General features: G+C 64.6%; 11 protein-coding genes and 1 pseudogene. 8 read left to right on the forward strand and 4 right to left on the reverse strand.

Annotated features, from left to right (window positions below; genetic code table 11):
• Nucleotides 1–24: 24 nt before the first annotated feature.
• The 3 genes from BAC01S_RS06310 to BAC01S_RS06320 are packed head-to-tail and all read right to left on the reverse strand — an operon-like array spanning nucleotide 25 to nucleotide 2445.
• Complete coding sequence (locus BAC01S_RS06310) at nucleotides 25–1191, reverse strand: acyl-CoA dehydrogenase family protein (RefSeq protein WP_027793992.1); 1167 nt, start codon at nucleotides 1189–1191, stop codon at nucleotides 25–27.
• Nucleotides 1188–2015: an enoyl-CoA hydratase/isomerase family protein gene (locus BAC01S_RS30515; protein WP_043201363.1), complete on the reverse strand. Its 828-nt coding sequence runs from the start codon at nucleotides 2013–2015 to the stop codon at nucleotides 1188–1190. The genes BAC01S_RS06310 and BAC01S_RS30515 overlap by 4 nt, the downstream gene beginning before the upstream one ends.
• Nucleotides 2016–2019: 4 nt before the next feature.
• Nucleotides 2020–2445 carry a MaoC family dehydratase gene (locus BAC01S_RS06320; protein WP_027793993.1) on the reverse strand — a complete coding sequence of 142 codons (426 nt, stop codon included), beginning with the start codon at nucleotides 2443–2445 and terminating at the stop codon, nucleotides 2020–2022.
• A gap of 298 nt (nucleotides 2446–2743) precedes the next feature.
• On the opposite strand from BAC01S_RS06320, the gene BAC01S_RS06325 reads away from it, so the two are divergent.
• Genes BAC01S_RS06325 through BAC01S_RS06340 form a run of 4 tightly spaced genes read left to right on the forward strand, consistent with a single transcriptional unit; the run spans nucleotide 2744 to nucleotide 6867 of the window.
• Nucleotides 2744–3778 carry a TRAP transporter substrate-binding protein gene (locus BAC01S_RS06325; RefSeq protein ID WP_027793994.1) on the forward strand — a complete coding sequence of 345 codons (1035 nt, stop codon included), beginning with the start codon at nucleotides 2744–2746 and terminating at the stop codon, nucleotides 3776–3778.
• A 40-nt stretch (nucleotides 3779–3818) separates the two neighbouring features.
• Nucleotides 3819–4352: a TRAP transporter small permease gene (locus tag BAC01S_RS06330; protein ID WP_027793995.1), complete on the forward strand. Its 534-nt coding sequence runs from the start codon at nucleotides 3819–3821 to the stop codon at nucleotides 4350–4352.
• A gap of 10 nt (nucleotides 4353–4362) precedes the next feature.
• Nucleotides 4363–5634: a TRAP transporter large permease gene (locus tag BAC01S_RS06335; RefSeq protein ID WP_027793996.1), complete on the forward strand. Its 1272-nt coding sequence runs from the start codon at nucleotides 4363–4365 to the stop codon at nucleotides 5632–5634.
• Nucleotides 5635–5682: 48 nt separating this feature from the next.
• Nucleotides 5683–6867, forward strand: coding sequence for a fumarylacetoacetate hydrolase family protein (locus BAC01S_RS06340; RefSeq protein WP_027793997.1), 1185 nt, complete (start codon nucleotides 5683–5685; stop codon nucleotides 6865–6867).
• Nucleotides 6868–7001: 134 nt separating this feature from the next.
• Here BAC01S_RS06340 and BAC01S_RS06345 read toward each other — a convergent pair whose 3' ends face one another.
• Nucleotides 7002–7652: an SGNH/GDSL hydrolase family protein gene (locus tag BAC01S_RS06345; RefSeq protein ID WP_084168271.1), complete on the reverse strand. Its 651-nt coding sequence runs from the start codon at nucleotides 7650–7652 to the stop codon at nucleotides 7002–7004.
• A gap of 138 nt (nucleotides 7653–7790) precedes the next feature.
• Between BAC01S_RS06345 and BAC01S_RS06350 the strand changes: the two genes are divergently transcribed.
• From BAC01S_RS06350 to BAC01S_RS06365, 4 genes and pseudogenes are all read left to right on the forward strand, one after another.
• Nucleotides 7791–8393 (forward strand): TetR/AcrR family transcriptional regulator, encoded by a 603-nt coding sequence (locus BAC01S_RS06350; protein WP_027793999.1) that lies wholly within the window; start codon nucleotides 7791–7793, stop codon nucleotides 8391–8393.
• Between the two features lie 168 nt (nucleotides 8394–8561).
• Nucleotides 8562–9245 (forward strand): type 1 glutamine amidotransferase domain-containing protein, encoded by a 684-nt coding sequence (locus BAC01S_RS06355; RefSeq protein ID WP_027794000.1) that lies wholly within the window; start codon nucleotides 8562–8564, stop codon nucleotides 9243–9245.
• A 64-nt stretch (nucleotides 9246–9309) separates the two neighbouring features.
• Nucleotides 9310–9797 (forward strand): annotated as a pseudogene (locus BAC01S_RS30520) (oxidoreductase); the annotation flags it as partial.
• A gap of 169 nt (nucleotides 9798–9966) precedes the next feature.
• Nucleotides 9967–12327 (forward strand): tetratricopeptide repeat protein, encoded by a 2361-nt coding sequence (locus tag BAC01S_RS06365; RefSeq protein ID WP_027794001.1) that lies wholly within the window; start codon nucleotides 9967–9969, stop codon nucleotides 12325–12327.
• Nucleotides 12328–12446: the final 119 nt, after the last annotated feature.

The following is a 12446-nucleotide window of genomic DNA, read 5'->3' on the forward strand; positions in this document are numbered from 1 at the left end:
ACGTCTCCCTGTTCCAGTAACGCGCTAGGCCAGCACGGCGCGCGCGATGATCATTCGTTGTATTTCCGATGTTCCTTCGACGATTTCGAGTACCTTTGCGTCGCCGAACGCGCGCGCCACGGCCTGCTCGGCCATCACGCCATAACCGCCATGAATCTGCACGGCCTGATGCGCCGCCTCCATTGCCCGTTCGGAGGCGAACAGCTTGGCGAGGGATGCCTGCGTCTCGAACGGGAGGCCGGCATCCTTGAGCGCGGCGGCGTCGTAGAGCATCAGGCGCGCCGCATGCGCATGAGTTGCCATATCCGCCACCTTGAACTGCAGCGCCTGAAACTCCGAAAGTGCGCGACCGAACGCGCGGCGCGTACCCATATACGCCGTCGAGCGATCGAGCGAGCCCTGCAGGATGCCGAGCGCGAGCGCGCCAATCAGGATGCGGCCGGTGCTGATCTGCGCCAGCGTCTGTCGCAGGCCCGCGCCGCGCTCGCCGAGCAGATGGTCGGCGGGGACCGCGCACTCGTCGAAAAACAGCTCGTGCGTGATGGACGCGCGCCAGCCGATCTTGCGCAGCTTCCGGCCAGTGGAAAAGCCGGGGGCGCCCGAGGGAATCACGAAGTTCGAGATTTCCTTGCGGCCGTCCGGACGTGTGCCGGTTACGGCTGCGATGACCACCGGGCCGCCTATCGCGGTTCCCGAGTTGCTGATGAAGGTTTTGGATCCGGAGACGGTCCAGCGCTCTCCGTCGAACGTGGCGCGGGTAGCGAGGTTGGCTGCGTCCGATCCCGCGTCAGGCTCCGACAGGGCGATTGACCCGATTTGCCGCCCGTCCAGGATCGGGCGCAGGAAGCGGTCTTTCTGTTCGGGCGTACCGTAGTTCGAAAGAAGGCTCGCCACGGTCGAATTGGCCATCAATGCATTCGCAACCGCGCAGTCGATACGCGCCAACTCCTCCAGCACGATCACGAACGATAGCCAGTCGCCGTCACCGCCGCCCCATGTCTCCGGGTACGGCAAGCCGGTGAAGCCGAGTTGCGCGGCCTCGCGCCAGATGTCGTAGGGAAAAGCCTCGTCTTCCCATAGTTTTTCGGAGTACGGAGCGATTTGCGCTTCCGCGAAGCGGCGCACCGCATCGCGAATCATCGCGTGCTGGTCGGTCAGCCAGTGCGGCCGGGACGGGATGGGACGGTTCATTCTGCCGCCGGATCGGAGCGGGAAGGAAAGGGCGCGGGTGAGTTCGCACGGGCGCTCGAGCGGCGTGCGACGAACTGGTGCAGGCCCGCGCGCGCCGCTTCGCTGCCGAAATTGACGGCATACTGCGCCGCCTCGAGATCGAGGCCTGCCGCCAGCGGCAATTCGCCCGCACGATTCACGGCGCGCTTTGCCATCTCGTAGGCGAATCCGTCGTAGTTCGCGAGCGTTGCCGCGAGATCATTCACGGTCGCCAGCAACTGTTCGGGCTCGGTCAGCCGATGAATGAAGCCAAACGCGGCGCATTCGTCGGCACGATAGAGCGCTCCGCTCAATATCATCTGCTTGGCGCGGGCGAGCCCCAGTTTGGCGACCGCGAGTTGTGTTCCCCCCCAGCCCGGCATCGTGTTCAGCGTGATTTCCGGAAAGCCGAAGCGCGCCGCTCGCGAGGCCACCACGAAGTCGCACGCGAGCGCCAGTTCGAAGCCGCCGCCCAGCGCGTAGCCGTTGACCATCGCAATGGTCGGCTTGCGGCATTCGTGCACGCGCATCAGCACGCGTTGGCCGTCCACCATGTCGCGATAGGCGGCAATGGTGTCCAGCGAGGCAAGCCGCTCGACATCGTTGCCCGCGGCAAAGGCTTTCGATCCCGCACCGGTGATGGCGATCGCACGGGTCGCCGGATCGTTTACCGCGGTGTCCAGCGCTTCGTCGAGCGCGGCGAGCATGGCGGTCGTGAACGCGTTGAGCTTGTCCGGTCGATTCAGCGTCAGGACGCACAGCGCACCGCGCCGTTCGACGACGACGGGAAGGGGGCTTTCGAGCATGGCGTCACAGCACCTTCAGATACGTTTTGCCGGAGGCGACGACCACGCCGTCCTGGCGCGTCACCTGGGCCGCGAACACGCAGACGTTGCGATCCTCGTCTTTCTCTTCGAGGGTGAGGCGCGCCGTGACGGTATCGCCAATGAACACCGGCGCGTCGAAGGTGATGTCGTAACGATAAGAGACCGCACCGGGGCTCGGAGCCTTCTGGGCCATGTAGCCCATGACGGTCGACAGAAAGCCGACGGAAAGGCAGCCCTGCGCAATTCGCTTTTCGAAGCGCGTGGTTCGGGCGAATTCCTCGTTGAGGTGAACGGCGTAAAAGTCGCCGACGATGCCGGCGAAGCCGTAAATATCGTATTCGGAAACCGTCTTGGCGAAGCCGGCGGTATCGCCGATCGCATAGTAGTCCATATGTGGGCGCTTTGCCATGATGAGCAGGATGTCTCGTCCGTGTCGTTCTGAAGGTACGGCGCCGTGTTGCAGCGCCGTTCATGTGAGGCTTACTTTAAAGACGGCACATCCACAAACGGTAGGACGGTTTTCCCGATCTCTTGGATTTTTTCGCAACCGGACTCCCGGCGCGAAAATCCGCCCGTCAAAAAGTCCAAGAAATCCGAAGGGCGGTCCTAACGCACCGCGATGTCGATCACAAATACTTGGAGCAACCCGCCGGCGGCACCCTCTGCGACGCATGACGCGGGTATCCATATCGTGGCAAGGAGACACCATGAATCCGCTTTCAAAGGCGCAGACCGCCTGGCGCGCGGCAACGCACGTCGTGCTCGCGGTCCTGTGCGTGGCCGTATCGTCCGTAGCGCTCGCGCAGGACAAGGTTGTGATGAAGCTCGGTCACACGCTCGCGCCCGACAATCATTACCAACTGACCGCCCAGGTGTTCGCGAAAGAGGTCGCGCAGCGCACGCACGGCCGGATTACGATCGAGATATTTCCCCAGTCGCAACTGGGCGGCGAAGTGCAAATGGCGCAGGCGCTGCGCACGGGTACGCAGGAGCTGATGATCTCGGCTCAGGCGCCGATCGACAACACCATCAAGCAATGGCAGATCTTCGACATACCGTACCTGTTCAGCAATATGGACGAGGCGAATGCCCTGCTCCAGGGGCCGGTGGGCCGCAAGTATCTCGACATGATGCAGCCGGTCAATATGGTCGGTCTCACGTGGCTTGCAGTGGGCGAGCGCAACGTATTCACGACGAAGCGCCCCATCAATTCGTTGGCCGACATGCGCGATCTCAAGGTTCGCGTCATGCAGAGTCCCGGCTATATCGCGGGTTACAAGGCACTCGGCGCGAATCCTACGCCGCTCGCCTATAACCAGCTGTTCCTCGCGCTTTCCCAGGGGCTGGTCGACGGCGCGGACACCTCGCCCGAGGAATTCATCCAGGACAAGTTTTCAGAAGTCGCTAAGCATTTCTATCTGACCCACGTGAACTACCTGCCTGTCGTGCTGGCCATGAGCAAGAGCGCATGGTCGAAGCTCTCGCCGGGCGACCAGAAGATTTTCATGGACTCGGCCAAGGTGGCGGCGCAATTCGACTTGCAGGAATACAAGCGCGAATATAACGCCGCGCTGGCCGCCATGAAGCAAAAGGGCATTCAGGTGGCGGCGCCGGATACGAAGAGCTGGATTGCGGCGACTCAACCGGCGCGCGACGAATTGATCGGCCAGATCCCGGACGGCAAAGCGCTCTACCAGCAGATCGTCGACACGGAGAAGAGCGATTCCGTCGCAGCGAAATGACGTCCGCGGACTGGATCGCCGGTAAAGGAGGATGCCAATTATGGAGAAGGTTGCACGTGGCCTGATGCTGATCGACGGCATCGTGTTGAAGGTTACGCTGTTCCTGTGCTGCTGCCTGCTTCTGGCGGCAGTCGGTATTGCAGGCCTGGGGGTGATATTCCGCTTTGTCCTGCACGATTCGCTGTCGTGGTCGGACGAGGTCGCGTCTTATCTGTTCGTGTGGCTGACCTGCCTCGGCGCTGCGGCGGGGATCAAATTGCGCGTGCATCCGCAGGTGCGCGTTCTGGCGGATCGTGTGCCCGGCGCGCTCGTGCCTTTGCTCAATGACCTGACCGACTGCGCCATTTTCGCGCTGGGCGCCGTGTTCATCGTGTACGGATCGGACATGCTGGAGTTGATGGGCACGGAGACGGCGGCGTCGATTCCCCTGTCGATGGTTTATCCGTATCTGTCCATTCCGGTGTGCGGCGCCTTGATCGCGTTTCACTCCGTCGTACGCATCGTCGTATCGCACCTCGTGCCGGGAGCGCAGTCGGGCGAGGCCCTGGTCGGCGGCGTATCCGAACACTTATAGGATTCAGACCATGTGGGCAATCGTATTTGGAGCCGGACTTCTCAGCCTGGGCGTGCCGGTGGCGGTCTGTATCGGGATAGCCGCCGCACTCGCGCTCTACGTCAACGGCACGCCGCTGCTCGTGATTCCGCAACAACTGTTTTCCAATCTCAACAACGTCAGCCTGCTGGCGATTCCGTTCTTCATGCTGACCGGCGCCATCATGGATTCGGGCGGCGTTTCACGTCGGATTATTGAGTTCTCCCAAGCGCTGGTCGGCTTCATGCGGGGCGGAATCGGCCAGGTGACGATTGTCGCGAGCATGTTCTTTGCGGACCTGTCCGGCTCCGCGACGGCGGATACGGCGGCCATAGGCTCTGTGATGATTCCGGGCATGGTGAAGAACGGCTATGCCCGCCCGTTTGCCGTGGCGCTGCAATCCGCGGCCGGTTCGCTCGGCCTGCTTTCTCCCGTCTCGATGAGCATGCTCGTCTACGCCTATACGGCGAATGTTTCCGTGGGGGTCATGTTCATCGCGGGCATCATTCCGATGCTGCTCGTCGTGTCGTCGTTCATGATCGTCAACTTCATCACCGCCGTGCACAGCGGATATAGCTCGGTCGAACCGTTCGACGTTCGCGTACTGTGGAAGACGTTTCGCGAAGCATTCCTTGCGCTGCTCACGCCAATCATCATTCTGGGCGGAATACTGGGCGGCGTGTTCACGCCGGTCGAAGCCGGGGTGGTGGCGGCGACCTACGTGACCCTCGTGAGCGCATTCGTCTTTCGCTCGCTCAAGCTCTCGCACTTCAAGGACATCCTTCTGCGGACGTGCGTGAACACGACGCGCGTATCGTTCCTGCTCGGTCTCGCTTTCGTGCTGGGCCGCTATCTGATCGAGGCGCAGATTCCGCTGCATGTCGCCAACAGCTTCATGTCGATCACCACGAACGCGATCGTGCTCCTGATTCTGATTAATCTGTTTCTCATCGCGGCGCATACGGTGCTCGAGACTATTTCGAGCATTGCGGTCATCATTCCGGTGTTTCTTCCGCTGGTTACCCAGATGAACATCGATCCCGTGGTATTCGGCGTCATCGTGCTGATCAATTCGGCGATCGGGATCAACCTGCCGCCCATCGGGTTTTGCCTGTTTACCGCGGCCTCTATTGGCGGGGTGTCGGTCGAGAAGGCCACGCGCGCGATCCTGCCGTTTATCTTCGCGCTGACTTGCGACCTGCTGCTGGTCATCTTCTTTCCGCATATCGCCCGCTTTTTGCCCAACCTCCTGGGCGCTCAATGACGTGATGCCGCCTGCCGCTGCCGCGGTACTTTCTCTGGAAATGCTTCCATGCCATCCCAATCCCCTTACCTTCCTCAGGACTTCGAACAGTCGCTGCTTGTCGGCCGCATCTGGCGATCAACGGCAAGCGGCGAAGGCCCCTGCGTCGTCGTCGTGCGCGGTGGCAGGGTTTTCGACATTACCTCCATCGCGCCGACCACGGCGGATCTGTTCGAACGGGATGACCTGCTCGACGTCGTGCGCGGTGCATCCGGCGAGTCGCTCGGGGAGGTCAATGCGCTGGTCGCGCACAGCCTCGAAGCCGGTCGCTCCGCGGGAAATGTGACGGACCGCTTCTCGTTGCTCGCGCCGTGCGACCTGCAGCCGATCAAGGCCTGCGGCGTGACGTTTGCCGTGAGTCTCATCGAACGCGTCATCGAAGAGCAGGCCGGCGGCGATCCCGCCAAAGCGCACGACTTTCGCGCCCGAATCACGCAACTGGTCGGTACCGATCTTTCGAAGATCAAACCCGGCTCCGCTGCCGCGATGAAATTGAAGGAAGAACTGCAGCGCCGGGGCGCGTGGTCGCAATACATGGAAGTGGGTATCGGCCCCGACGCCGAAGTGTTCTCGAAGTCGCAGCCAATGTCCGCCGTGGGATTCGGCGCGGAGATCGGCCTGCATCCGGCCTCCGCTTGGAATAACCCCGAACCCGAAATCGTTCTCGCGGTCAACAGCAAGGGCACGGCGGTCGGGGCAACGCTGGGTAACGACGTCAATCTGCGCGACATCGAAGGCCGCTCGGCGCTCCTGCTTGGAAAATGCAAGGACAACAACGGCTCGTGCGCAATGGGGCCGTTCATCCGGCTATTCGATGAAGCCTTTACGCTCGATTCGATTCGCTCGACCAGCGTTTCGCTGCGTGTCGAGGGTATCGACGACGATTTCCTGCTAGAGGGCGTGAGCCATATGAAGGAAATCAGCCGCGATCCTCTCGATCTCGTCGCGCAAACGTGGGGCCGCCATCATCAATATCCCGATGGCTTCATGCTGTTTCTTGGCACGATGTTCTCGCCGATCGAGGATCGCGATGCGCCAGGCGGAGGCTTCACTCACCACCTGGGCGATCGCGTCACGATCAGTGCGCCGCCGCTTGGCGCGATCGTGAATACGGTACGCCTTTGCACCGAAATCGAACCGTGGACGTTCGGCGTGCGCGCGCTTTACGCCAATCTCGCCGCGCGCGGCTTTTAACCAGGACCGTCACATTCCCTTGCTCTTCGGCAGTTCCGGCAGCTGCGCCAGCAAAATTTCGAGTCCTTCGGAAATCAGCGGGCGGCCGATGATTGCGTCGCGCCAATGCGGCCCAGGCGCGGCCCAGGCGCGGCTCAGGCGCCAAAGCGCTGGCGGACCAGTTCGGCCACGGCCTTGCCAAGGCGGTGGTGCTGCTCGGCCTCGTAATGCACGCCGTCGGTCGGGCTGACCTTGACGACGTCGCCGGCGTCGAGGAACGCGGAGCCGTACTTCACGGCAACGCGCTCGTAGAGCGGGGCGAGCAGGCGCGATTTGGCCGCGCCGCCCGTGAAGATTTCGCCGAGAAAGCCGACTTCCCCGATCGGCGCGGGCGCCATCAGCAGCACGTGCGGCGTCGATCCGCCCGGGCCCGCCCGGCAGGCCACGAGCGTTTCCAGCAGCACGTCGACCGAGTTCGCGACGTCGGCGGGCGTGACGGAGAAGCGCGCCTTGAGGTCGTTCGTGCCGAGCATGAGCACGACCACGTCCACGGGCAACTGGCTTTCGAGGCACGGGCGCAGATACGCGAGACCGTTCTTGTGCCGGCCCTCGATGGGATCGTCGTGAACGGTGGTGCGCGCAGGCAGGCCTTCCTCCACGACACTCCAGCCGTTGCCCAGCGCCTCGCGCAGCACGCCGGGCCAGCGGTCGGCGGGGCCGAAGCGTTCGAGCACGCCGGGCAGGTTGAGCGGCTTCGTGCCGTGCGTGTTGGAGTCGCCGTAACAGAGCAGGGTGCGAATCGCCATGTGTTTCCTCGTTTGCGGATAAGTTGCCGATGCGAAATCCCGACAGCACGCCTCGCGGGCCTCGGGCGCTGCAATGCCACTACGAATTCTGTGAGATTACTAGACGACCGGTCTAACGGGTCGCTAAACTGCCACGCCATGAATGCAGAGACAGCCGTCGAAATGCGGCAATACATCCTCGATACCGCCATGCCCATCCTGCTGGGCAAGGGCTTCTCGGCGGTCGGCCTCAGCGAGATTCTCGCGGCCGCGGGCGTTCCCAAAGGGTCGTTCTACCACTACTTCGGCTCGAAGGAGGCGTTTGGCGTCGCGCTGCTGACGTCCTACTTCGCCGATTACGTGGAACGCCTGGACGAACTGCTGGAGCGCCGGCCGGGCACGGCGGCCGAGCGGCTCATGCGCTACTGGGACGACTGGTGCGCGACGCAGTGTGCCGACGACCCGGCGGGCAAATGTCTCACGGTCAAGCTGGGCGCCGAAGTCTGCGATTTGTCCGAACCGATGCGTCTCGCCCTGCAGCGCGGCACCGGGCAGATCGTGGCGCGGCTCGCCGCGTGCATCGAAGCGGGGCGCGAGGACGGAACGCTCGCGGGCGTGAGCGATGCGGCCGCGACGGCGGCATCGCTCTACGAGTTGTGGCTGGGGGCGACGCTCTTGGGAAAGATCCGGCGTGACGGGCGACCGCTCGATGCGGCCATGGCGACGACGCGCAGCATGCTGGGCCTGCCGCCGGCCCGCTGATCCGGCGGCGAGCGGGCGCACCGCCCCTTGGGCGGGCACCCGCGCGGCATGGTGCGATATGCCGCGATAGACTAGACGACCGGTCTAATAGTCTGCTATCTGGCCGACGACGGACCGGTTTCCACGACGGCGCGCAAGCGCCGGGATGCCATCGAGAAAGGAATTCCGATGAAGGTACTGATCGTTTTGACCTCGCACGAGGACCTCGGCAGCACGGGCAAGAAGACCGGCTTCTGGCTCGAGGAGTTCGCAGCACCGTACTACGCGCTGCGCGATGCCGGCGCGCAGTTGACGCTGGCCTCGCCGAAGGGCGGCCAGCCGCCGCTCGACCCGAAGAGCAGCGATCCGTCCGCGCAGACCGAGGCGACGCGCCGCTTCGACGCCGACGCGGCCGCACGCGCGGAGCTTTCCAATACGAAACGGCTTGCGGATGTGGATGTGAATGCGTTCGATGCCGTGTTCTATCCGGGCGGGCATGGTCCGCTGTGGGATCTCGCGGAGGATCCCGTTTCGATCGCCTTGATCGAGAAGACGCTGGCGGCCGGCAAGCCGGTGGCGGCCGTCTGCCACGCGCCGGGCGTGCTGCGGCACGTGAAGGGCGCAAACGGCCGGCCGCTCGTGGCCGGCAAGGCGGTGACCGGTTTTTCGAATACCGAAGAGGCGGCGGTCGGGCTGACCGAAATCGTGCCGTTCCTCGTCGAGGACATGCTCGAGGCCAGCGGCGGCCACTATACGAAGGCGGCCGACTGGCAGCCCCATGTCGCCGTCGATGGGCTCCTGATCACGGGGCAGAATCCGGCTTCTTCGGAGCCGGTCGCCGAAGCGCTGCTCAAAGCACTGCGTCGCGCGTAGACGCAATACCCCGATCTTTCAACCTGGCGCAGGCGCTGTGCTGGCCGCGGCCTGCGTCCAACTGGAGAGCCGCAGCCGTTTCCTTCTGGAAACGCTGGCGGGGCCGTGCGCAAGGTTTGGCCGGAACACCTGCCGCTGACCGCGCGTTTCGGCGTGATCGAATACGACGGGCGCGACGACGAGACGCTGGCCGAATCGATCGAACTCGCGAAGGGTTTCCGGCGCGAAGGGCTCGACATGTTGAGCGTGAGCGTGGGCTTTTCCACGCCGGCCGCGCAGATTCCGTGGGCCCCCGCGTTCCTCGCGCCGATCGCGCAAAAGGTGCGCCGCGCTACCGGACTGCCGGTCGCTTCGGCCTGGGGCATCGACACGCCGGCGCTGGCCGAGCGTTCGGTGGCAAGCGAGCAGCTCGACCTCGTGATGGTGGGCCGCGCGCATCTCGCGAATCCGCACTGGCCTTACCACGCCGCGCGCGAACTCGGCGTCGAGCGCGCCGCGTGGACCTTGCCCGCGCCTTACGCCCATTGGCTCGAGCGCTATAAGGTCGGCTGACCTGTGGCCAGGCGGCGCATCGGCGGATCGGGTGGTCTGTCCTTCGTAACACTTGGTAACGATTGGTAAACGAAGGAAACGCGTTGGCGGCTATGCTCGCGCTGCGGCTGGCGCGTGGCGCCACGCACTGCATAGCCCTACCGAACGCGACGCGAGTCGCACAGACCGGATGCCCAACGATCCCCTCTTCGAGCGCGCCAGCGAGGCTCATCTCGCCGGCGATCTGCTTGCCGCGCGCAAGTTGTACGTGGCGCTGCTGGAGCATGACGCCGCGCACGCCGACGCGATGTTCCGGCTGGCCGTGCTGGATCTGCAGGAGGGCCAGCCATCCGCCGCGCGCGTCCGGCTGCAGCGCTTGCTGGAGCTGCGGCCAGGGTATCGGCGCTATCGCGAGGCGCTGGCGCAAGCCTGCGCAATGGGCGGGCAACATGCGCAGGCGGCCGAGGTGCTCCGCGGTCTGCTTGCAGAGGACAGCACCTCGGCCGAATGGTGGTTCGCGCTCGGCACGGCACTGCAGGCGCAGGGTGCCTTGCGCGAAGCGGCCGACGCGTGGCGCAAGGCGGCACAAGGCAATCCTCAGTCGTCCGACGCTTCGAACAATCTCGGGAATTGCCTCCGGCTGCTGGGGGATGCCGATGGGGCGCAGGCAGCGTACCGGCATGCACTGACCGTGCGGCCCGCCGATGCGAACGCACTGACGAACCTGGGCACGCTGCTGCAGGCGCAGGGGCGCCATGACGAGGCGCTCGATTTGCTGCAGGCCGCGCTGGCGGCCGCGCCGGATGCGCCAACCGCCATGGTCAATCTCGGCGTGCTGCTGACCCTGCTCGGGCGCCCCGGCGAAGCCGCCGATGTGCTGGCGCGCGCCGTGGCGCGCGATCCGGATTTCGCGCAGGCTGCTTATAACTACGGCAATGCGCTCCATGCCCTCGGCCGTCTTCGCGATGCGCAAGCGCAGTACCTTCGCGCGCTCGCGCTCGATCCGGCCCATGCGGAGGCCGCGAACAACCTCGGCAACGTGTGCCGCGAGCTTGGCGATCATCGCGCGGCGCTGAGCGCCTTCGAAACGGCGATGCGTGTGCGCCCGGATTTCGTCGACCCATACAGCAACGCGGCCAATCTGATGCGCACGCTAGGCCGTCTCGACGATGCGCACGCGCTATTGCGCCGCGCGCTCGAACTCGATCCGGCGCATGCGTCCGCGCTCAACAACCTCGGCAACGTATTCAAGGACAGCGGAGACCTCGACGAGGGCATCGCGTGCTTTCGCCGGGCCACGGCAAGCGATCCGGGCAATCTGATCGCGCACAGCAACCTCGTCTACGCGCTGTCGTTCCAGTCGTTCGACCCGGGCGCGATACTCGAAGCGGCGCGCGGGTGGGCCGCGCAGCACGCCGCGCCCGTCGCGCCGATGCCCGCGCTTGCGGCAATCGAGCCTTCCGGGGAACGGCGCCTGCGCATCGGCTACGTATCGGCGGATTTTCGTGAGCATTGCCAGGCATTGTTCACGACGCCGCTTTTCGTGCATCACGACCGGGCGCGCTTCGAGATCCACGCGTACTCGAGCGTCGTGCGGCCCGATGCGACGACCGCGCGGCTCGCCGCCTGCGTGGAAGCCTGGCACGACGTGCGCGCGCTGGACGACGCAGCACTGGCAACGAAGATACGCGCGGACGGCATCGACATCCTGGTCGATCTCACCATGCACATGGGCAGCGGCCGGCCTTTGCTGTTCGCCCGCAAGCCGGCGCCGGTGCAGGTGGCGTGGCTCGCGTATCCCGGCACCACGGGCATCGGGGCGATCGACTGGCGGATCACCGATCCGTATCTCGACCCGCCCGCGCACGACGCTCACTACAGCGAGCAGTCCTGGCGCCTGCCGCATACGTTCTGGTGTTATGACCCGCTTGCTACGGAGCCCGAAGTGAATCCGTTGCCGGCCGCAAGCGCGGGCCACGTCACGTTCGGCAGCCTGAACAACCCCTGCAAGCTCACGCCGGCAACGCTGCGGCTGTGGGCGCGCGTGTTTGCCCGCTTGCCGTCCGCGCGCCTCGTGCTGATGGCGCCCGAGGGCGACGCGAGACGACGGATCGGCGCGAGGCTGGCTCAGGCGGGAATCGATCCGGTACGCGTGCGCTTCGTTCCGTTCAGGGCGCGTGACGCCTATCTGCGCGGCTATCACGAGATCGACATGGGTCTCGACTCGCTGCCGTACAACGGCCATACCACTTCGCTCGACGCGCTGTGGATGGGCGTGCCGGTCGTCACGCGCATTGGCCCGACGGTGGCGGGGCGCGCGGGCTTGAGCCAGCTCGTCAACCTGGGCCTCGAAGCGCTCGCCGCCGATTCGGACGAGGCCTTCGCCGAAACCGCAGTCGATCTCGCGAACGACCTGCCGCGTCTTGCGGCGCTCCGTGCGGATCTGCGTGCGCGCATGTCAGGCTCGCCGTTGATGGACGGCGCGCGCTTCGCACGCGACATCGAAACCGCCTACGAAGCGATGTGGGCGCAGCGTCGGCGCGCCAGCTGACTTCGGGTGCTGCGGCTCCTGCTGTTCGATGGTTATTAGTAATAATATCGGCTGCCCCTGCGGCACGGTTTGACATGCCATGCGCATATCAAGGGTGTTTGCAAAATCTACGGGAATCT

This window comes from Paraburkholderia acidipaludis NBRC 101816 (assembly GCF_000684975.1).
GTDB lineage: Bacteria > Pseudomonadota > Gammaproteobacteria > Burkholderiales > Burkholderiaceae > Paraburkholderia > Paraburkholderia acidipaludis.